Consider the following 20,139-nt stretch of genomic DNA (forward strand, 5'->3'; position numbering starts at 1 on the left):
AACAATGCGAATGATTAGCATTTGCTATTTGCGCAATCGTCGACTGCGTCGAAAGCACGACTGTCGCTCAGGCCTCGCAAGGCTCCAGCAGCTCGCAAGCGCTCTCCCCTACTCGCCTGACCGCCTGCTCGATGGCCGGGGTCGGCAACGCCGCGTAGTTCATCCGCAGGCAGTTCCGATACTTGCCGGAAGCGGAAAAGATGCAGCCCACCGCGACTTGTACGCCGCGGTTGCGCAAGGCCTTGTCCAGGCGCAGGGTGTCGAACGCCTCGTCCAGTTCGACCCAGAGCAGGAAACCGCCCTGGGGCCGGCTGGCGCGGGTGCCCTCCGGGAAATAGCGCGCCACCCAGTCGATCATCAGGTCGCGTCCGCGCTGGTACTGGGCGCGCATGCGCCGCAAGTGCGGCTCGTAGTGGCCGTTGCCGATGAATTCGGCGATCGCCAGTTGCGGTTGCAGGGCGCTGGCGCCGGTACTGATGTACTTCATGTGCAGCACGCGGTCGGCGTAGCGCCCGGGTACCATCCAGCCGATCCGCAGGCCCGGCGCCAGGACCTTGGAGAACGACCCGCAGAGCAGCACCCGGCCATCGTCGTCGTACGACTTGATGGTGCGCGGGCGCGGATAGGTGTAGGCCAGGTCGCCATAGACATCGTCCTCGATGATCGCCACGTCGTAGCGCTGGGCCAGGGCCAGCAGCGCCCGCTTGCGCGACTCGGGCATGATGTAGCCGAGCGGGTTGTTGCAGTTCGGGGTCACCTGGATGGCCTTGATCGGCCACTGTTCCAGCGCCAGTTCGAGGGCTTCCAGGCTGATGCCGTTGACCGGATCGGTGGGGATCTCCAGGGCCTTCATGCCGAGGCCTTTCAGCGATTGCATGGCGCCATGGAAGCTCGGCGACTCCACCGCGACGATGTCGCCCGGTTCGCACACCGCGCGGATGCTCACCGACAGGGCCTCGTGGCAGCCGGTGGTGATCACCACGTCGCTGGCGGTGGCCCGACAGCCGGAGTCCACCAACAGGCGGGCGACTTCCTCGCGCAGCAACGGCGAGCCGTGGATCCCGTCGTAGGCCAGCGCACGGGCGTCGGCGTGGCGGTTGAGCCGGGCCAGGCTGCGGGTCAGCGGTTTCAGCGAAGGGCTGGAGATGTCCGGCATGCCGCGGCCGAGCTGGACCACGTCCGGCCGCGGTACCGTGCTGACCAGGGCCAGCACCTGCTCCCATTGCGAGATTTCCACCGGCCGCTGGGCCAGGCGGGCGATCGCCGGCAGCGGCGGCATCTGTCGCGCGACCGGTACGAAATAGCCGGACTTCGGCCGCGGCTCGGCCAGCCCGCGATCTTCCAGCAGCCTGTATGCCTGTTGCACGGTGCTCAGGCTGACGCCGTGCTCGATGCTCATGGCCCGCACCGAGGGCAGCCGGTCGCCCGGACGGTAGAGGCCCTGTTCGATGCGCGAACCGAGGGTCTCGGCGAGTTGCAGATAAAGGGTCATGAGCGGGACTCCAGGGTGAGCGAAAGCGGGACCGGTACAGATGGTGGCGAAATCCACCATTCAGGCCGGGGAGCGCTTGATCTGTATGCAGTCAACCCACCTTTTCTGGACCTGTACGGAACAGCGCGCGATGGCCATTCTATCTCCGTCGTCCAGCCGATCAATATGGAGTACGCAGCATGACGCGACTCAGTGCGAAATCCGAGCGCCGCCAACGCCTCGATGGCCCCTTCCCACTCGCCGCGATGGACAACCTGGCGCAGGCCCTGCGTCGCGGCTATCGCCTGGCCCGGCAACGCCAGCTGACCCGGCGCGCGCTGCTGGACCTGGAAGCGGCGGAACTGAAGGATATCGGCCTGAGCGCCGAGCAGGCCCGCGAGGAAGCCTCGCTGGCGTTCTGGCAGGCGGGAAAATCCGGCGGGAGGAAGGCATGATCCGCTGTCGCAACTGTGGCGAACGCCCAGCCAGCGAAGGGCATATCTGTATGGTCTGCAAGCGCCGATCCGACATCGACCCATACAAGGCGCTGATCGCCATGGCCCTGCTGGTCTACTGCGGCGTCAGCCTGGCGGCCTACCTCAAGCCGCATATGCCGGCACCGCCGCCTACCGCCGGCAGCAGCGTCCAGCCCGCCGAGGAGCTGGCCCAGCGCGCCCGCCAGGCCACCCTGGAACAGCGCGGCATCTGAAGAACGCATGCTCGGGAGGGGAGGCAGTTTGAGCCCCTCCTTCTTTTAACCCACCCTCCCTGCCGCACGCGAACACTCATCTCCGGCTATGGGCGAAGGTTTCCATCTTCACGTTCAGCAGGTCGTTGGCGAACCCCCGGACCATGAGAGCCTCGAGATCGTTGATCATTCCGTCAACGACCTGATAGGCGCTGAAGAAGTACGCCAGATCGCAGAGTTCCAGCTGAGTATCCTTCGGCTGTCGCAACTTCTCGTGGCCTGGACTGAATGTTTGGTTTCTCTTCGGGTGAGGAACCAGGACGATCTTCTGGATGGCCCTTGGACGGTTGAAGGCGAGGTTCATTTCCTTCCAGAGGCTTTGCTCGCGGGCTTTGCCCACGTATATGGAATGCCCGCGGGAATCGTAGAAGATGTAGATGCCGTGGGCATCCAGCAGCTTGTCCTTGAGTCCCTGCGCATAAAGGGTGTTCGCCTGGAAGAGTTGCCATTTCCTGTCATCGCGCGAACGGTAGCGTTCTATCCCGTAGAACTCCACGACAGGTCGGATGGTTTCGTACTGGGAGGTTTTCACCGCGGCCTGGCGAGATTTCGCGATAGCCCCGGCGATCTGCTCGACACTCAGTTTCTTGTCGCTGTTCTTCCAGTTCGTCAGCGTCTGCAGCGAAACGCCGAGTGCCTCGGCCAACTCTCCCTGGTATCTCGTGCCGAGCTTCTTTCGCAGTGCGTCCAGCAATTCCTGTGCGTCCATACGAGATCTCCTTTTTCCTTGTTTTCCATCGGGTAAGCCAAAGACGGTTTCACCGGGCAAGCTTCTCCCTCACCGGCCAGCCAGGTTGCCGCCGGTAGGATACTCCAGGGCAGCGGCGATCCGTTCATGCTGTTCTGCCACCCACTCCCGCCGTACCGCCCCCCAGTCGCGGATGACATAGCCGCCCTGGTGGTTGCGCGCACCCTCCCGCTGCTCGAACTCGCAGACGATGTCCAGTTCCTCCAGCGCGGCGATGGTGTCCTGTGCGGTACGCCGGGGCATGCCGGTGGCGGCCATGATCTCCGGCACGCTGGCGGTGCCGCTGTCGATCAGGTAGGCGACGTAGAGGCGGCGGTAGAAGCTGGACTTGGTCTTGCTGATGGTCATGGGCAGGCGTTCTCCGGGAAGGCTCAGGGAGCGAGCAGGGGCAAGGTAGTGGTGGATTTGATTTCCGACAAGGCGACGATGGAGTTCACTTCCTGGATGCCCGGCACCGCCGACAGTTTCTCGAAGAAAAAGCGTTCGTAGGATTCGATATCGCGGGTGACGATACGCAGCATGAAGTCCACCGCGCCCATCAGTACGTGGCACTCCAGCACCTCGGGAAACTGGTGCATCGCCTCGGCGAAATCGGTGAGGTTCTTGCGCCCATGGGCGTTGAGCTTGATCTGGGCGAATACCTGGGTATTCAGGCCGATCTTCTTGCGGTCGAGCAGGGTCACCTGCTTGCGGATCACCCCCTCCTCCTTCAGGCGCTGGATGCGCCGCCAGCAGGGCGACTGGGAAAGTCCGATGCGCTCGGCGATCTCGGCGGTGGAAAGCGAGGATTCCTCCTGCAGCAACGCAAGAATACGCTGATCGTAGATATCCAATGGAATGGACATAAATATTCCCTACAAAGAAAAATATAGGAATCAAGTATGCACATATAGCGCAAAATCACGCAAAAACAGGAGAAAAAATCCGGCACGCCTCTGGGAGAATTTCTCTCGTCGAAACACTGCCTGGAGCGTCACATGTCAACCCTCGCCCCCCTTTTCCTGGCCAAACACCCTGACGGCGAAGAACGCCAGGTGATCCGCCCGAACGTCTGGGAAACCTCCTGCGCAGATACCGAGACCCTGTCGATCTTCCATATCGAGGGCATGGCCGATCCGGACCTGCTGTGCCGGGTGCTCAACCTGTTCGCCGTGCAATCCTTCACCCCGGAGCGGGTTCGCGCCGACCGCGAGGACCACAAGATCCGCCTGCTGCTGACCTTCCCCGGCCTCAGCCAGCACCGCGCCAGCGTGATCGCGGAGAAGCTGCGCTCGCTGGTCACCGTGCTCGCCGTCCGCCTGGAGTTCTCTCCCCATGCCGGCAAGGTCCGTCCCAGCGTCAGCGAGCCGCTGCTGGCCAGCGTCGTCTGAGCCCCTCGGGGCGGCGCGGCGGCCGCCCTGTCCATTCGGCGTCATCGGCTGGCCTTCTGGCGTTAGCCGGTCGCCCAGCCCATGGCTACAGTGCAGGTTCGCCGGGCAGCCAGAAGACTGCCATGTGTTCCCCCGATCCTGCAGAGCGTGCCCATGTCCCGACCGCGTTTCCTTCCGGATAACTTCACCCTGGCGCTGATCGCCACCGTCCTTCTCGCCACTTTCCTGCCCTGCAGCGGCCAGACCGCCGTGGTCTTCGAATGGGTGACCAACATCGGCATCGGCCTGCTGTTCTTCCTCCACGGCGCCAAGCTGTCGCGCCAGGCGATCATCGCCGGCATGACCCACTGGCGCCTGCACCTGCTGGTGTTCGCCTGCACCTTCGTGATGTTCCCGCTGCTCGGCCTGGCGCTGAAACCGGCACTGTCGCCGATGGTCACCCCGGAGCTGTACCTCGGCATCCTGTTCCTCTGCGCCCTGCCGGCCACGGTGCAATCCTCCATCGCCTTCACCTCGCTGGCGCGCGGCAACGTGCCGGCAGCGGTATGCAGCGCTTCCGTGTCGAGCCTGCTCGGCGTATTCCTTACCCCGCTGCTGGTCAAGCTGCTGCTCGGCGCCGAAGGCGAGACCGGCAACGCGCTGGACGCCATCGGCAAGATCACCCTGCAACTGCTGGTACCCTTCATCGCCGGCCAGGTCCTGCGGCGCTGGATCGGCGCCTGGGTGGAGCGCAACAAGCCGGTGCTGCGCTATGTCGACCAGGGCTCGATCCTGCTGGTGGTCTACACCGCCTTCAGCGCCGCGGTGATCCAGGGCCTGTGGCACGAAGTACCCTGGCTGGCGCTGCTCGGCCTGACCGTCGCCTGCTGCGTGATCCTCGCCCTGGCCCTGGTGCTGACAACGGTGCTGGCGCGACGCCTGGGCTTCAGCAAGGAAGACGAGATCACCATCGTCTTCTGCGGTTCGAAGAAGAGCCTGGCCACCGGCGTGCCCATGGCCAAGGTGCTGTTCGCCACCAGTGCGGTGGGACCGATGGTGTTGCCGCTGATGCTGTTCCACCAGATCCAGCTGATGGTCTGCGCGGTACTCGCGCAACGCTACGCCAGGCGCCGCGACGACGCAGCGGCGGCGCTGGCCGAGGCCCCCTCGCGCTGAGCGCGAAAATGAAAGAAGCCGGCCCAGGGGCCGGCTTCTTCGTTCAGACGCGGCTCAGCGCGTCGGCGTGCGCAGGGTGACGAACTCTTCCGCCGCGGTCGGGTGGATGCCGATGGTCTCGTCGAACGCCTGCTTGGTCGCCCCGGCCTTCATCGCCACCGCAATACCCTGGAGGATCTCGCCGGCCTCGGCGCCGACCATGTGGCAACCCAGCACCCTGTCGTCGTGGGCATCCACGACCAGCTTCATCAGGGTCTTTTCCTGGTCGTCGGTAAGGGTCAGCTTCATCGGCCGGAAGCGGCTCTCGAAGATCTTCACCTTGTGCCCGGCGCTCAGCGCCTCCTCCTCGGTCAGGCCGACGGTGCCGATGTTGGGCAGGCTGAACACCGCGGTGGGAATCAACTTGTAGTCCACCGGGCGATACTCCTCCGGCTTGAACAATCGCCGTGCCACCGCCATGCCCTCGGCCAGCGCCACGGGGGTCAACTGGACGCGACCGATCACGTCACCGAGGGCGAGGATCGACGGCTCGCTGGTCTGGTAGTGCTCGTCGACCGCGATGAAGCCCTTGTCGGTCAGCTTCACAGCTGTGTTTTCCAGGCCCAGGTCGTCCAGCATCGGCCGCCGCCCGGTGGCGTAGAACACGCAGTCCGCCTCCAGCACCCGGCCGTCCTTGAGGGTCGCGGCCAGGCTGCCATCGGCCTGTTTGTCGATACGGGCGATGTCGCTGTTGAACTGCAGGTCCAGGCCCTTCTTGCCCAATTCGTCGCGCAGATGCTCGCGGACGCTGCGGTCGAAGCCGCGCAGGAACAGGTCGCGACGGTAGAGCAAGGTGGTCTCGGCGCCGAGCCCGTTGAAGATCGAGGCGAACTCGACGGCGATGTAGCCGCCGCCGACCACCAGCACGCGGCGCGGCAGGCGCTCGAGGAAGAACGCTTCGTTGGAGGTGATCGCGTGTTCCTTGCCGGGAATGTCCGGCACCTGCGGCCAGCCACCGGTGGCAACGAGAATGTGCTTGGCGCTGAAGCGCTGGCCGTCCACCTCGACGCTGTGCGCATCGAGCAGACGGGCGTGACCTTCGAGCAAGGTCACCCCGCTGTTCACCAGCAGGTTGCGGTAGATCCCGTTGAGCCGCTGGATCTCGCGGTTCTTGTTGCCGATCAGGGTCGCCCAGTCGAACTGCGCCTCGCCGGCGCTCCAGCCATAGGCCCGGGCCTGCTCGAAGTCCTCGCTGAAATGCGCGCCATAGACCAGCAGCTTCTTCGGCACGCAGCCGACGTTGACGCAGGTGCCACCCAGGTAGCGACTCTCCGCCACCGCGACACGGGCACCGAAGCCGGCGGCGAAGCGGGCGGCGCGTACGCCCCCTGAGCCGGCGCCGATGACGAACAGATCGAAATCGAAAGACATGTTCCTACTCCTGGATCAGATGCGTTCCAGCATAACCCATTCACCAGCGTCGGCTCCCGCCGGATCGACGCAGAAACCTGTCGAAACGGCTCAGCGCAGGGCCTGGCAGGCGATGGGCTATGCTTGTCCGTGGAGGTAAGCGCGATGTCCCCCACCCTCACCCACCTGGCGCTGCACGTCCCCGACCTCGACGCCTGCATCGCCTTCTACGAAACCTTCTGCGGCATGCGGGTGATCCACCGGCGCCCCGGCAAAGGCTCGCAAATCGTCTGGATGGCCGAACCCGGCCAGGAACAACGCTTCATCTTCGTCATCATGCCCGGCGGCCAGCCGCGCAACCTGGCCAGCGACGATTACAGTCATTTCGGCTTCGCCCTCTCCAGCCGCGCCGCGGTAGACGATCTGGCGCGCCGCGCCGAGGCCGCCGGCTGCCTGGTCTGGGCGCCGCGCGACGAGCCCTATCCGGTCGGCTACTACTGCGGCCTGCGCGATCCCGCGGGCAACTATGTGGAGTTCAGCTACGGCCAGCCGCTGGGCCCGGGTTCCGAGGCGCTGCCGATTCCCTGACCGGGCGCGGAGGCGCCGCGTGGCCCAGGCCAGGCTGGCGGGGTTATTCGCCCGACGCCAACAACGCCACGCCCGCCGACAGCTCAGGTAGGGCGGATACCCCCCATGGCCGTTCGCCTCATACGAAAAACGCCGCGCCCCCATCGGGGACGCGGCGTTCTTCATCGGGAACGGCGAGGCTCAGTGAGCCTTGCCGGTCTTGTAGAGGTTTTCGTAGCAGAAGTTGGTCGCCTCGATGTAACCCTCGGCGCTGCCGCAGTCGAAACGTTTGCCCTTGAACTTGTAGGCCAGCACGCAGCCGTCCTGGGCCTGCTTCATCAGGGCATCGGTGATCTGGATCTCGCCGCCCTTGCCCGGTTCAGTCTGCTCGATCAGGTCGAAGATGTCCGGGGTCAGGATGTAGCGGCCGATGATCGCCAGGTTCGACGGCGCCTCTTCCGGCTTCGGCTTCTCGACCATGGTGTTCACCCGGAAGATATCGTCGCGGATCATCTCGCCGGCGATCACGCCGTACTTGTTGGTCTCTTCCGGCGGCACTTCCTGGATCGCCACGATGGAGCAGCGGAACTGGTTGTACAGCTTGACCATCTGCTTCAGCACGCTGTCGCCTTCGAGGTTCAGGCACAGGTCGTCGGCCAGGACCACGGCGAACGGCTCGTCGCCGATCAGCGGACGACCGGTGAGGATGGCGTGGCCGAGGCCCTTCATCTCCACCTGGCGGGTGTAGGCGAAGGTGCACTCGTCGATCAGCCGACGGATGCCGACCAGGTACTTTTCCTTGTCGGTGTTGCGGATCTGGTGTTCCAGCTCGTAGCTGATGTCGAAGTGGTCTTCCAGCGAACGCTTGCCGCGGCCGGTGACGATGCCGATCTCGGAAAGGCCGGCTTCCAGCGCCTCCTCCACCGCGTACTGGATCAGCGGCTTGTTCACCACCGGCAGCATTTCCTTGGGCATGGCCTTGGTGGCCGGGAGGAAACGAGTGCCGTAACCGGCGGCCGGGAAAAGACATTTCTTGATCATGAGAATCCTTCGACATGGACGAAGTATGCGGATGGCGCGCAGTCTAATCAGGCTGCGCTCGCCTTACAATGCCCGGCCCTTGGACGTCCTATGCCCTGATAGATGAAGCCCAGTTCCGCCATCCGCGCCGGTGCGTAGAGATTCCGACCGTCGACCAACAGGGGAGTTCGCATGGATCCACGGATTTTCTGGAAGTCCGGCTGGCGGAACTGTTTCCACTCGGTCACCAGCACCAGGGCATCGGCGCCCTCGACGGCCGCGTAGGGCGAGTCGTGGAGCGTCAACTGGGCGCACGCCAGCGCGTCCGGATAGCGTGCCGCGACCCCGGCGTTGGCCACCGGGTCATGGGCCCTGACCCGCACCCCGTGGCGCAGCAGCGCCTCCAGCAGGACCAGGCTCGGCGCCTCGCGCAGGTCGTCGGTACCCGGCTTGAAGGCCAGCCCCCAGAGCGCCACCGTGCGCCCTTGCCAGCGTCCCTGGAACAGTTCGCCGAGGGTCTCGAAGAGCAGTTCCTTCTGCCGCGCGTTGCGCGCTTCCACCGCACGCAGTATCTGGCTGTCGAAGCCCTGTTGCTCGGCGCTGCGGATCAGCGCGCGGACGTCCTTGGGAAAGCACGAGCCGCCGTAGCCGCAGCCGGCGTAGATGAAATGGGTACCGATGCGCTTGTCGCTGCCCATGCCGCGGCGCACGTCCTCGATGTCGACGCCGGTGAGGGCGCACAGCCCGGCCATCTCGTTCATGAAGGAAATCTTGGTGGCGAGGAAGGCATTGGCCGCGTACTTGCTGAACTCGGCCTCGCGGCGCCCCATCAGCAGAACCCGTTCGTGATTGCGCAGGAACGGCGCGTAGAGCTGGCGCAGGGTTTCCCCGGCCTGCGTCTCGGCGCTGCCGATGATGACCCGGTCCGGGCGCCTGAAGTCGTCCACCGCCGAGCCTTCCTTGAGGAACTCCGGATTGCTCGCCACCGCCACCCGGAAGCGCTTGCGCCGGCGCGCCAGGCCCAGGCGGATGATCTCTTCGACCCGTTCGGCGGTGCCCACCGGCACGGTCGACTTGTTGACCACGATGCAGGCCTGGCGCAGTTGCGCGCCAAGTTGCTCGGCGACCGCCATCACGTGGCTGAGGTCGGCCGAGCCGTCCTCGCCGCACGGCGTGCCGACGGCGATGAACACCACTTCGGCGTCGGCCAGGCCTTCCGCCAGGCTGGCGGTGAAGGTCAGGCGGGCGGCGTCCAGCTGATCGCGCAGGATGCTTTCCAGGCCCGGTTCGTAGATCGGCATCTCGCCGCGTCTCAGCCGCGCGACCCGCTCGCGGTCACGCTCCACGCAACGCACCTGGTTGCCCATCTCGGCGAAACAGGCCGCCGTCACCAGTCCCACATAGCCCGCACCAATCACGCATAGCCGCATGGCGTCGTCCTCCGCTGGCCTCGCCCTCTCTCTGCGGACGATTGCAGCCAAGCGCGGTGGCAGGCGCGTGACGCTGGCGTGAAGCTACCGTGACAGAACCCGCGCGGATGCCCGGGGTCCACCCAAGGTAGGCGGAAAAAACAGGAGGCTCCCATGTCCATCGAAATCGATTCGGAACAAGGCGTCTGCAGCGTGGAGATCGAAGGCAGCCGGCATCGCGCGCCGGTCGACAGCCTGCGCATCGGTACCGACGCCGAGGCGCGCCTGTCGGTGCTCTACATCGACGGCAAGCGCCTGCACATCAGCGAGGAAGACGCCCAGCGGCTGGTGGTCGCCGGCGCCGAGGACCAGCGCAGGCACCTGATGGCGGACGATTGACGCCCTCAGGCGTCCGCCAGCAACAGGTAGGGAGAACTGCGCAGGCTGTCGAGGCCGGCGCGGAACATGCGTTCGGCGCGGTTCCAGGGATCGTCGCGCAGGCGCTCGGTCCAGGCCAGGGTGCCGCAGATGCCGTCCCAGAGCGATTGCAGATAGATGCTGGCCAGCTCGACGTCCAGCCGCGCCGGCAGTTCGCCGCGCTCCACCGCCCGGCGGATCTGCCGGAGGCCGAAGCGTTGCCCCTGCTTCTCGAGCAGCTCGCGGCGGCGCAATAGCGGCTCGTTCTCGTCGCTGCGTTCGCACTTGAGGTAGAGGATCTCCAGCACCCGCTGCACCGAACCGGGCTCGCAGCACTGGCGGAGAAAGCCCATGCCGGCGCGCAGGAGGATATCCAGCGCCGGCACCCTGGCGTTTTCGTCGGGTACCTCGATCTGGCCGAAGGCGCGGTCGCACATCGCCAGGCAGACCTCGATCTTGTTCTTGTAGTGGCCGTAGACCGCACCGCGAGAAACCCCGGCGGCGTCCGCCAGGTCGGCCATGGCAGTAGTGCCCACGCCCTTTTCCAGGAAAACCCGCTCGGCGGCATCGAGTATGCCGTCGCGGGTTTTCTGGGATTCCTCTTTGGTTTTCCTGGCCACTGAACGTCCTCACAAGGGAAAGGCGCCGCAGATCATAAGGATATGTTACAGAAACGCCAATTAATTAATCACTCATGATTGATTATATGCTACTGTCGCGCCGCTCGTGAGTTGCGGTGCCCTTTCCCGGGCAAGCTCGCGAGTTCACGAATCGAGGGACACCCATGCACATCCAATGGACCGGCTCGCTGCGCGGGCTGCTGGCGGCCCTGGTCGCCCTATTCCTGCTGGGCTGCGAAGAAGCAGCGGACGCCGGGAAGACTGCGGAGGCCCCCGCCGAGGTCGGCGTGATCGTCGCCAGGCCGGCGCCTATCGGCATCACCAGCGAGCTGCCCGGACGCCTGGAAGCGTACCGCCAGGCTGAAGTGCGGGCGCGCGTCGCCGGCATCGTCACCCGTCGCCTGTACGAGGAAGGCCAGGACGTCCGCGCCGGCACCGTGCTGTTCCAGATCGACCCTGCGCCCTTGAAGGCGGCCCTGGACATCAGCCGCGGCGCCCTGGCCCGGGCCGAGGCCAGCCACGCGGCGGCGGCCGACAAGCTCAAGCGCTACGCCGACCTGATCAAGGACCGCGCCATCAGCGAACGCGAGTACACCGAAGCGCAGACCGACGCGCGCCAGGCCCTGGCGCAGATCGCCTCGGCCAAGGCCGAACTGGAGCAGGCCCGCCTGCGCCTGGGCTACGCCACGGTCACCGCGCCGATCGACGGCCGCGCGCGGCGCGCGCTGGTCACCGAAGGCGCGCTGGTCGGCGAGGACTCGCCGACACCGCTGACCCGCGTCGAGCAGATCGATCCGATCTACGTGAACTTCTCCCAGCCGGCCGGCGAAGTCGCCGCCATGCAGCGGGCGATCCGCGAAGGCCAGGTGAAGGGTGTCGCCGACAAGGACATCGCCGTGCGCCTGGTCCTGGCCGACGGCAGCGAGTACCCGCTGGCCGGCGAGCTGCTGTTCTCCGACCTGGCGGTCGACCCCGGCACCGACACCATGGCCATGCGTGCCCTGTTCCGCAATCCGCATCGCGAATTGCTGCCCGGCGGCTACGTGCAGGTGCGCCTGCAGCGCGCGGTGAACCCGCAGGCGATCACCGTCCCGCGCGACGCGCTGATCCGTACCGCCCAGTCCGCCGTGGTCAAGGTGGTCAACCCACAGGGCGTGGTGGAAGACGTGGAGGTCCGCGCCGACACCCTGCAGGGCCGCGACTGGATCATCAGCCGCGGGCTCAAGGGCGGCGAGCGTGTGATCGTCGAGAACGCCGCCCAGCATGCCGCCGGCTCCAGCGTCCAGGCGGTGGTCCGCCAGCCGGCCAGCGCCGACGCCCCCTCACCGCTGGCCGCCTCGCCGGCGGGCCAGTGACGGAGAACGCTACGAATGGCTCGTTTCTTCATTGACCGGCCGGTCTTCGCCTGGGTGATCTCCCTGCTGATCGTGCTCGCCGGGGTCCTGGCGATCCGCTTCCTGCCGGTCGCCCAGTACCCGGACATCGCGCCGCCGGTGGTCAACGTCAGCGCCAGCTATCCCGGCGCCTCGGCCAAGGTGGTCGAGGAAGCGGTGACCGCGATCATCGAGCGCGAGATGAACGGCGCGCCCGGCCTGCTCTACACCAAGGCCACCAGCAGCACCGGCCAGGCCTCGCTGACCCTGACCTTCCGCCAGGGCGTGAACGCCGACCTCGCCGCGGTGGAAGTGCAGAACCGCCTGAAGATCGTCGAGTCGCGCCTGCCCGAATCGGTGCGGCGCGACGGCATCTACGTGGAGAAGGCGGCGGACAGCATCCAGCTGATCGTTACCCTTACCTCCTCCAGCGGCCGCTACGACGCCATGGAGCTGGGCGAGATCGCCTCGTCCAACGTGTTGCAGGCGCTGCGCCGGGTGGAGGGCGTGGGCAAGGTCGAGACCTGGGGCGCCGAGTACGCCATGCGCATCTGGCCCGACCCGGCCAAGCTGACCTCGATGAACCTCAGCGCCAGCGACCTGGTCAACGCCGTGCGCCGGCACAACGCCCGCCTCACCGTGGGCGACATCGGCAACCTCGGGGTCCCCGACTCGGCGCCGATCAGCGCCACGGTGAAGGTCGACGACACCCTGGTGACGCCCGAGCAGTTCGGCGAAATTCCGCTGCGCATCCGCGCCGACGGCGGCGCGATCCGCCTGCGCGACGTGGCCCGCGTCGAGTTCGGCCAGAGCGAGTACGGCTTCGTCTCGCGGGTCAACCGAATGACCGCCACCGGCCTGGCGGTGAAGATGGCGCCCGGCTCCAACGCGGTGGCCACCGCCAAGCGCATCCGCGCCACCCTCGACGAGCTGTCGCGCTACTTCCCGGAGGGCGTGAGCTACAACATCCCCTATGACACCTCGGCGTTCGTCGAGATCTCGATCAGGAAGGTGGTCAGCACCCTGCTCGAGGCGATGCTGCTGGTGTTCGCCGTGATGTACCTGTTCATGCAGAACTTCCGCGCCACCCTGATCCCGACACTGGTGGTGCCGGTGGCCCTGCTGGGCACCTTCACGGTGATGCTCGGCCTGGGCTTCTCGATCAACGTGCTGACCATGTTCGGCATGGTCCTGGCGATCGGCATCCTGGTGGACGACGCGATCATCGTGGTGGAGAACGTCGAGCGGCTGATGGCCGAGGAAGGCCTGTCGCCGCACGACGCCACGGTCAAGGCGATGCGCCAGATCAGCGGGGCCATCGTCGGCATCACCGTGGTGCTGGTCTCGGTGTTCGTGCCGATGGCGTTCTTCAGCGGCGCGGTGGGCAACATCTACCGCCAGTTCGCGGTGACCCTGGCGGTCTCCATCGGCTTCTCGGCGTTCCTCGCGCTGTCGCTGACCCCGGCCCTGTGCGCCACCCTGCTGCGCCCGATCGACGCCGACCACCATGAGAAGCGCGGCTTCTTCGGCTGGTTCAACCGCGCCTTCCTGCGCCTGACCGGACGCTACCGCAACGCGGTGGCCGGCATCCTCGCCCGGCCGATCCGCTGGATGCTGGTCTACGCCCTGGTCATCGGCGTGGTCGCCCTGCTCTTCGTGCGCCTGCCGCAGGCGTTCCTGCCGGAAGAGGACCAGGGCGACTTCATGATCATGGTGATGCAGCCCGAAGGCACGCCGATGGCGGAGACCATGGCCAACGTCGGCGACGTCGAGCGCTACCTGGCGGAGCACGAACCGGTGGCCTACGCCTATGCGGTCGGCGGCTTCAGCCTGTACGGCGACGGCACCAGCTCGGCGATGATCTTCGCCACCCTGAAGGACTGGTCGGAACGCCGGGAGGCCAGCCAGCACGTCGGCGCCATCGTCGAGCGCATCAACCAGCGCTTCGCCGGCCTGCCCAACCGTACGGTGTATGCGATGAACTCGCCGCCGCTGCCGGACCTGGGTTCCACCAGCGGCTTCGACTTCCGCCTGCAGGACCGTGGCGGGGTTGGCTACGAGGCCCTGGTCAAGGCCCGCGACCAGTTGCTGGCGCGCGCCGCCGAGGACCCGCGCCTGGCCAACGTGATGTTCGCCGGCCAGGGCGAGGCGCCGCAGATCCGCCTGGACATCGACCGGCGCAAGGCGGAGACCCTCGGCGTGAGCATGGACGAGATCAACACCACCCTGGCGGTGATGTTCGGCTCGGACTACATCGGCGACTTCATGCACGGCAGCCAGGTGCGCAAGGTGGTGGTCCAGGCCGACGGCGCCAAGCGCCTGGGCATCGACGACATCGGCCGGCTTCACGTGCGCAACGAGCAGGGCGAGATGGTGCCGCTGGCGACGTTCGCCAAGGCCGCCTGGACCCTCGGCCCGCCGCAACTGACCCGCTACAACGGCTATCCCTCGTTCAACCTCGAGGGCCAGGCCGCGCCGGGCTACAGCAGCGGCGAAGCCATGCAGGCGATGGAGGAATTGATGCAGGGCCTGCCCGAGGGCATCGCCCACGAGTGGTCCGGCCAGTCCTTCGAAGAACGCCTGTCCGGCGCCCAGGCGCCGGCGCTGTTCGCCCTCTCGGTGTTGATCGTGTTCCTCGCCCTGGCCGCCCTCTACGAAAGCTGGTCGATCCCGCTGGCGGTGATCCTGGTGGTGCCGCTGGGCGTACTCGGCGCACTGCTCGGGGTGAGCCTGCGCGGTCTGCCCAACGACATCTACTTCAAGGTCGGCCTGATCACCATCATCGGCCTCTCGGCGAAGAACGCCATCCTCATCATCGAGGTGGCCAAGGACCATTACCAGGAAGGCATGAGCCTGCTGCAGGCGACCCTGGAGGCCGCGCGCCTGCGCCTGCGACCGATCGTCATGACCTCGCTGGCGTTCGGTTTCGGCGTGGTCCCGCTGGCGCTCTCCAGCGGCGCCGGTTCCGGCGCCCAGGTCGCCATCGGCACCGGGGTGCTCGGCGGGATCGTCACCGCCACGGTACTCGCGGTGTTCCTGGTACCGCTGTTCTTCCTGGTGGTCGGGCGCCTGTTCCGGTTGCGCAAGGCGCCGCGCACCGGCAACTCGCCCCAGATCCCCACGGAGCAAGCCTGATGCCCCTAGCGAAACTCTCGCTCCCCACCCTGGCACTGTGCGTCGGGCTGCTCGGCGCCTGCTCGCCGACGCCTCGCCAGCCGCGCGCGGCCCCCATCGTTCCGGCCAACGGCCCCGACCTTCGGGGCAAGCTGGACGACTGGCAACAGCAGTTCACCGACCCGCTGCTGCGACAGATGATCGGCTACGCGCCGGCGCTATCCGGCGCGCAAGCCTGAATTCCGCCGTCCTTTTCCCACCCTAGTCGGCCGCTGGCAGCGCTCGGCTGAAGCGGTAGAACAGGTTCGGCTCGCTGACCACGTACAGGCTGCCCCGGTCGTCCATCGCCAACCCTTCGGCCTGCGGCACGTCGTCCGTCAGGCCATGGTTGCCGCCACGCAGGGTCAGGCTGCCGAGCGGATCCCCGGCGCGATCCAGTTCGATGACCACCCGCGACTCGTCGGAAAGCACCAGCAGGTGATCGCTGGCCTTGTCGTAGTAGAGGCTCGACAGATCGGTGAGGAACAACCCGCGATCGCGCTGCGGGTCGCCGCCGACGCTCAGGTCGAGCGCCTCGCCGCGGTCGTTGAAGAAGCCGTTTACCTCGATGATGCCCACCGGCGCCTTTTCCCGGGCCACGAACAGGCGCTCGCGCAGCGGGTCGTAGGCCAACCCCTCGAAGCCCTTGTTGCGCTTGTTTGCACTGCCCAGGGAGAACTTCCGGGCGTTGCGCGGATCGTCGATGTCGATCACCCGGGTGTCGGCGTCGACATGGATCTCCACCAGGCGTTGGCGACGCTCCTCGGCGACCACGTAGACGCCGGGCCGGATGTACTCGATAGCCTCCGGATCCTGGAAACCGCGCAGGGGGATGCGTCGCAGCAATTCGCCGTCCAGCGACAGCTCGAGGAAATGCGGGTCCTGGTTGGTCACGCTGACCAGGCTGCGCCGGCTGGGGTCGAAGGACAGCGCCGAGACGTTGGACTCCGCGCCCAGCACGCGGGCTTCGATATCGACCCGATAGTCGGCCAGGCGCAGGGCGTTCTCGCGCGCAACATCGCCGCCGTAGCGCTGCTCCAGCTTGAACCAGATGCGCTCGAACGCGCGCTGCTGCTGACCCGCCACCAGCAGCGCAAGCAACGCGGCGAGCAGGCAAGCCAGCAGCGTCCTGTAGGTCATCAGCCGACTCATCGTTACGACTCCTCCGAGAAACACAGTGTTCGGCGAAGCAGAACAGAGCCATCCGTGCCCTTTCATGAGGCGCCGATTAAATATTTCTGACAAGTATCTTTCACGGCTGTCATTTTTCCCCCGTTCCAGGCGTTGACAGGATTTCGGCGCAGCTTTACGTTAACGTAAAGGTAAACAAGCAGGTGCCTGCGCATGTCCACCACCTACACCATCTCCGATCTCGCCCGCGAACTGGACATCACCACCCGCGCCATCCGCTTCTACGAGGAGCAAGGCCTGCTCTCCCCCGAGCGACGCGGCCAGGAACGCATCTATTCGCCGCGCGACAAGGTCAGCCTGAAGCTGATCCTGCGCGGCAAGCGCATCGGTTTTTCCCTCGCCGAATGCCGCGAGCTGATCGAGCTCTACGACCCGGACCCGAGCAGCGGCAACCAGAAGCAGTTGAACACCATGCTGGAGAAGATCGCCGAGCGCCGCGCCCAGCTGGAACAACAGTTGCTGGACATCGAACAGATGCAGCTGGAACTGGATACTGCCGAGGAGCGCTGTCGAGCGGCGCTGATCAAAAGCTATAACAAACAAACAGTTGCAACATAAACCTAATTCGAAGCTTTAAACCGGACAAGCACAATTACAGGTGAAAGCATGACCTATCCCAGCCTCAACTTCGCCCTCGGCGAAACCATCGACATGCTCCGCGACCAGGTCCGCGGCTTCGTCACCGCCGAACTGCAGCCGCGCGCCGCGCAGATCGACCAGGACAACCAGTTCCCCATGGACATGTGGCGCAAGTTCGGCGAGATGGGCCTGCTCGGCATCACCGTCGACGAGGAGTACGGCGGTTCGGCGCTGGGCTACCTGGCCCACGCCGTGGTCATGGAAGAGATCAGCCGGGCCTCGGCCTCGGTGGCGCTCTCCTATGGCGCGCATTCCAACCTCTGCGTCAACCAGATCAAGCGCAACGGCAACGCCGAACAGAAGGCCCGCTACCTGCCGGCCCTGGTGTCCGGCGAACACATCGGTGCGCTGGCGATGAGCGAACCCAACGCCGGTTCCGACGTGGTCTCGATGAAGCTGCGCGCGGACCGGGTCGGCGACCGCTTCGTTCTCAACGGCAGCAAGATGTGGATCACCAACGGTCCCGACGCCCATACCTATGTGATCTACGCCAAGACCGACGCGGACAAGGGCGCGCACGGGATCACCGCGTTCATCGTCGAACGCGACTGGAAAGGCTTCAGCCGCGGGCCGAAGCTGGACAAACTGGGCATGCGCGGCTCGAACACCTGCGAACTGATCTTCCAGGACGTCGAGGTGCCCGAGGAGAACGTCCTCGGCGCGGTCAACGGCGGGGTCAAGGTACTGATGAGCGGCCTCGACTACGAGCGCGTGGTGCTTTCCGGCGGCCCGGTGGGAATCATGCAGGCGTGCATGGACGTGGTGGTGCCGTACATCCATGACCGCCGCCAGTTCGGCCAGAGCATCGGCGAATTCCAGCTGGTCCAGGGCAAGGTGGCCGACATGTACACCGCCCTCAACGCCAGCCGCGCCTACCTGTACGCCGTGGCCGCCGCCTGCGACCGCGGCGAGACGACCCGCAAGGACGCCGCCGGGGTGATCCTCTACAGCGCCGAGCGCGCCACCCAGATGGCCCTGGACGCGATCCAGATCCTCGGCGGCAACGGCTACATCAACGAGTTTCCCACCGGCCGCCTGTTGCGCGACGCCAAGCTCTACGAGATCGGCGCCGGCACCAGCGAGATCCGCCGCATGCTGATCGGCCGCGAGCTGTTCAACGAAACCCGCTGAAGCCTCGCTCTTCCCGGCTCTTTTCCGCCAGGGAGAGGGCATTCCATTGCATCGACAGGCGCATCGCCAGGTCGGGAGCGGGCGCCAACCGCTTCCGCCCACCTCGACACGGAGCCACCGCCATGGCCATCCTGCACACCCAGATCAATCCACGCTCCGCCGAGTTCGCGGCCAACGCCGCGACCATGCTGGAACAGGTCAACGCCCTGCGCACCCTCCTCGGCCGCATCCACGAAGGCGGCGGTAGCGCCGCCCAGGCCCGGCACAGCGCGCGCGGCAAGCTGCTGGTGCGCGAACGCATCAACCGCCTGCTCGACCCCGGCTCGCCGTTCCTCGAGCTTTCCGCCCTCGCCGCCCACGAAGTCTACGGCGAAGAGGTCGCCGCCGCCGGCATCGTCGCCGGGATCGGCCGGGTCGAAGGGGTGGAATGCATGATCGTCGGCAATGATGCCACGGTGAAGGGCGGCACCTACTATCCGCTGACTGTGAAGAAGCACCTGCGGGCCCAGGCCATCGCCCTGGAAAACCGCCTGCCATGCATCTACCTGGTGGACTCCGGCGGCGCCAACCTGCCGCGCCAGGACGAGGTGTTCCCCGACCGCGAGCACTTCGGCCGGATCTTCTTCAACCAGGCCAACATGAGTGCCCGCGGCATCCCGCAGATCGCCGTGGTGATGGGCTCCTGCACCGCCGGCGGGGCCTACGTGCCGGCGATGTCCGACGAAACCGTGATGGTGCGCGAACAGGCCACCATCTTCCTCGCCGGGCCGCCGCTGGTGAAGGCCGCTACCGGCGAGGTGGTCAGCGCCGAGGAACTTGGCGGCGCCGACGTGCACTGCAAGGTCTCCGGGGTCGCCGACCACTATGCCGAGGACGATGACCATGCCCTAGCCATCGCCCGCCGCTGCGTCGCCAACCTCAACTGGCGCAAGCAGGGCCAGCTGCAATGCCGTGCGCCGCGCGCACCGCTGTACCCCGCCGAGGAGCTGTACGGGGTGATTCCCGCCGACAGCAAGCAGCCCTACGACGTGCGCGAAGTGATCGCACGACTGGTGGACGGCTCCGAGTTCGACGAGTTCAAGGCGCTGTTCGGCACCACCCTGGTCTGCGGCTTCGCCCACCTGCACGGCTATCCGATCGCCATCCTGGCCAACAACGGGATCCTCTTCGCCGAGGCCGCGCAGAAAGGCGCGCACTTCATCGAACTGGCCTGCCAGCGCGGCATCCCGCTGCTGTTCCTGCAGAACATCACCGGTTTCATGGTCGGCCAGAAGTACGAGGCCGGTGGCATCGCCAAGCACGGCGCCAAGCTGGTGACCGCGGTGGCCTGCGCGCGGGTGCCGAAGTTCACCGTGCTGATCGGCGGCAGCTTCGGCGCCGGCAACTACGGCATGTGCGGGCGCGCCTACGACCCGCGCTTCCTGTGGATGTGGCCGAACGCGAGGATCGGCGTGATGGGCGGCGAACAGGCCGCCGGGGTGCTCGCCCAGGTCAAGCGCGAGCAGGCCGAGCGCGCCGGCCAGCAGCTCGGCGTCGAAGAGGAGGCGAAGATCAAGGCACCGATCCTCGAGCAGTACGAGCACCAGGGCCATCCCTACTACTCCAGCGCGCGACTGTGGGACGACGGCGTGATCGATCCGGCGCAGACCCGCGAGGTGCTCGCCCTGGCGCTTTCCGCCGCCCTCAACGCCCCCATCGAGCCGACCGCCTTCGGCGTGTTCCGCATGTGACGAGCAGA

At 66.3% G+C, this 20,139-nt stretch carries 21 protein-coding genes; 12 read left to right on the forward strand and 9 right to left on the reverse strand.

Annotated features, from left to right (window positions below; translation table 11 throughout):
* Positions 1 to 67: 67 nt before the first annotated feature.
* Positions 68 to 1,492: an aminotransferase-like domain-containing protein gene (locus AC1RB9_RS15325; RefSeq protein ID WP_003100354.1), complete on the reverse strand. Its 1,425-nt coding sequence runs from the start codon at positions 1,490 to 1,492 to the stop codon at positions 68 to 70.
* Between the two features lie 179 nt (positions 1,493 to 1,671).
* On the opposite strand from AC1RB9_RS15325, the gene AC1RB9_RS15330 reads away from it, so the two are divergent.
* A complete protein-coding gene (locus AC1RB9_RS15330; RefSeq protein ID WP_003100355.1) occupies positions 1,672 to 1,926 on the forward strand; it encodes a DUF1127 domain-containing protein in 255 nt (84 codons plus the stop codon).
* Positions 1,923 to 2,180 (forward strand): hypothetical protein, encoded by a 258-nt coding sequence (locus AC1RB9_RS15335; protein WP_003100357.1) that lies wholly within the window; start codon positions 1,923 to 1,925, stop codon positions 2,178 to 2,180. Before AC1RB9_RS15330 ends, AC1RB9_RS15335 begins: the two co-directional genes overlap by 4 nt.
* A gap of 76 nt (positions 2,181 to 2,256) precedes the next feature.
* On the opposite strand, the gene AC1RB9_RS15340 is transcribed toward AC1RB9_RS15335, so the two are convergent.
* The 3 genes from AC1RB9_RS15340 to AC1RB9_RS15350 all read right to left on the reverse strand — a co-directional run bounded on the left by AC1RB9_RS15340 (position 2,257) and on the right by AC1RB9_RS15350 (position 3,812).
* A complete protein-coding gene (locus AC1RB9_RS15340) occupies positions 2,257 to 2,928 on the reverse strand; it encodes a hypothetical protein (RefSeq protein WP_003450462.1) in 672 nt (223 codons plus the stop codon).
* Between the two features lie 69 nt (positions 2,929 to 2,997).
* Positions 2,998 to 3,315, reverse strand: a complete 318-nt coding sequence (locus AC1RB9_RS15345; RefSeq protein ID WP_003450460.1) for a winged helix-turn-helix domain-containing protein — start codon at positions 3,313 to 3,315, stop codon at positions 2,998 to 3,000.
* Positions 3,316 to 3,338: 23 nt separating this feature from the next.
* Complete coding sequence (locus AC1RB9_RS15350; RefSeq protein ID WP_003100361.1) at positions 3,339 to 3,812, reverse strand: Lrp/AsnC family transcriptional regulator; 474 nt, start codon at positions 3,810 to 3,812, stop codon at positions 3,339 to 3,341.
* 132 nt (positions 3,813 to 3,944) lie between these two features.
* Here AC1RB9_RS15350 and AC1RB9_RS15355 point away from each other — a divergent pair, with 132 nt between their 5' ends.
* Both AC1RB9_RS15355 and AC1RB9_RS15360 read left to right on the forward strand, forming a co-directional pair.
* Complete coding sequence (locus AC1RB9_RS15355) at positions 3,945 to 4,337, forward strand: hypothetical protein (protein WP_003088646.1); 393 nt, start codon at positions 3,945 to 3,947, stop codon at positions 4,335 to 4,337.
* A 153-nt stretch (positions 4,338 to 4,490) separates the two neighbouring features.
* Positions 4,491 to 5,492 carry a bile acid:sodium symporter family protein gene (locus tag AC1RB9_RS15360; protein WP_003100363.1) on the forward strand — a complete coding sequence of 334 codons (1,002 nt, stop codon included), beginning with the start codon at positions 4,491 to 4,493 and terminating at the stop codon, positions 5,490 to 5,492.
* A 54-nt stretch (positions 5,493 to 5,546) separates the two neighbouring features.
* On the opposite strand, the gene gorA is transcribed toward AC1RB9_RS15360, so the two are convergent.
* Positions 5,547 to 6,902 (reverse strand): glutathione-disulfide reductase, encoded by a 1,356-nt coding sequence (gene gorA, locus AC1RB9_RS15365; RefSeq protein WP_003100366.1) that lies wholly within the window; start codon positions 6,900 to 6,902, stop codon positions 5,547 to 5,549.
* A 144-nt stretch (positions 6,903 to 7,046) separates the two neighbouring features.
* Between gorA and AC1RB9_RS15370 the strand changes: the two genes are divergently transcribed.
* Entirely contained in the window at positions 7,047 to 7,469 is a 423-nt protein-coding gene (locus tag AC1RB9_RS15370; RefSeq protein WP_003100368.1) for a VOC family protein, read from the forward strand.
* A 180-nt stretch (positions 7,470 to 7,649) separates the two neighbouring features.
* On the opposite strand, the gene galU is transcribed toward AC1RB9_RS15370, so the two are convergent.
* Positions 7,650 to 8,489 (reverse strand): UTP--glucose-1-phosphate uridylyltransferase GalU, encoded by an 840-nt coding sequence (gene galU / locus AC1RB9_RS15375; RefSeq protein ID WP_003088639.1) that lies wholly within the window; start codon positions 8,487 to 8,489, stop codon positions 7,650 to 7,652.
* Positions 8,490 to 8,536: 47 nt separating this feature from the next.
* The gene (locus AC1RB9_RS15380; protein ID WP_003118550.1) at positions 8,537 to 9,898 is read right to left on the reverse strand and encodes a UDP-glucose 6-dehydrogenase; all 1,362 of its coding nucleotides are present in this window, start codon (positions 9,896 to 9,898) and stop codon (positions 8,537 to 8,539) included.
* 153 nt (positions 9,899 to 10,051) lie between these two features.
* Here AC1RB9_RS15380 and AC1RB9_RS15385 point away from each other — a divergent pair, with 153 nt between their 5' ends.
* Positions 10,052 to 10,276, forward strand: a complete 225-nt coding sequence (locus tag AC1RB9_RS15385; protein WP_003100372.1) for a DUF3203 family protein — start codon at positions 10,052 to 10,054, stop codon at positions 10,274 to 10,276.
* A gap of 5 nt (positions 10,277 to 10,281) precedes the next feature.
* Here AC1RB9_RS15385 and mexZ read toward each other — a convergent pair whose 3' ends face one another.
* Positions 10,282 to 10,914, reverse strand: coding sequence for an efflux pump transcriptional repressor MexZ (mexZ, locus tag AC1RB9_RS15390; RefSeq protein ID WP_003088626.1), 633 nt, complete (start codon positions 10,912 to 10,914; stop codon positions 10,282 to 10,284).
* Positions 10,915 to 11,078: 164 nt separating this feature from the next.
* Between mexZ and mexX the strand changes: the two genes are divergently transcribed.
* From mexX to AC1RB9_RS15405, 3 genes are read left to right on the forward strand one after another with little or no spacing between them, the layout of a single operon-like run.
* Complete coding sequence (gene mexX / locus AC1RB9_RS15395) at positions 11,079 to 12,269, forward strand: multidrug efflux RND transporter periplasmic adaptor subunit MexX (protein WP_003450454.1); 1,191 nt, start codon at positions 11,079 to 11,081, stop codon at positions 12,267 to 12,269.
* A 15-nt stretch (positions 12,270 to 12,284) separates the two neighbouring features.
* Positions 12,285 to 15,422 (forward strand): multidrug efflux RND transporter permease subunit MexY, encoded by a 3,138-nt coding sequence (mexY, locus tag AC1RB9_RS15400; RefSeq protein ID WP_003450452.1) that lies wholly within the window; start codon positions 12,285 to 12,287, stop codon positions 15,420 to 15,422.
* Positions 15,422 to 15,640: a hypothetical protein gene (locus AC1RB9_RS15405; protein ID WP_003100379.1), complete on the forward strand. Its 219-nt coding sequence runs from the start codon at positions 15,422 to 15,424 to the stop codon at positions 15,638 to 15,640. Before mexY ends, AC1RB9_RS15405 begins: the two co-directional genes overlap by 1 nt.
* A gap of 22 nt (positions 15,641 to 15,662) precedes the next feature.
* Here the strand turns inward: AC1RB9_RS15405 and AC1RB9_RS15410 are convergent, their stop codons facing one another.
* Complete coding sequence (locus AC1RB9_RS15410; protein WP_003088602.1) at positions 15,663 to 16,592, reverse strand: SdiA-regulated domain-containing protein; 930 nt, start codon at positions 16,590 to 16,592, stop codon at positions 15,663 to 15,665.
* A 192-nt stretch (positions 16,593 to 16,784) separates the two neighbouring features.
* Here AC1RB9_RS15410 and liuR point away from each other — a divergent pair, with 192 nt between their 5' ends.
* From liuR to liuB, 3 genes are all read left to right on the forward strand, one after another.
* Complete coding sequence (gene liuR / locus AC1RB9_RS15415; RefSeq protein ID WP_003088601.1) at positions 16,785 to 17,189, forward strand: liu genes transcriptional regulator LiuR; 405 nt, start codon at positions 16,785 to 16,787, stop codon at positions 17,187 to 17,189.
* Positions 17,190 to 17,237: 48 nt separating this feature from the next.
* Positions 17,238 to 18,401: an isovaleryl-CoA dehydrogenase gene (liuA, locus tag AC1RB9_RS15420; RefSeq protein WP_003088600.1), complete on the forward strand. Its 1,164-nt coding sequence runs from the start codon at positions 17,238 to 17,240 to the stop codon at positions 18,399 to 18,401.
* A gap of 122 nt (positions 18,402 to 18,523) precedes the next feature.
* Positions 18,524 to 20,131 carry a methylcrotonyl-CoA carboxylase subunit beta gene (liuB, locus tag AC1RB9_RS15425; RefSeq protein ID WP_003100387.1) on the forward strand — a complete coding sequence of 536 codons (1,608 nt, stop codon included), beginning with the start codon at positions 18,524 to 18,526 and terminating at the stop codon, positions 20,129 to 20,131.
* Positions 20,132 to 20,139 lie beyond the last annotated feature (8 nt).

The organism is Pseudomonas sp. 20-5 (assembly GCF_056782835.1).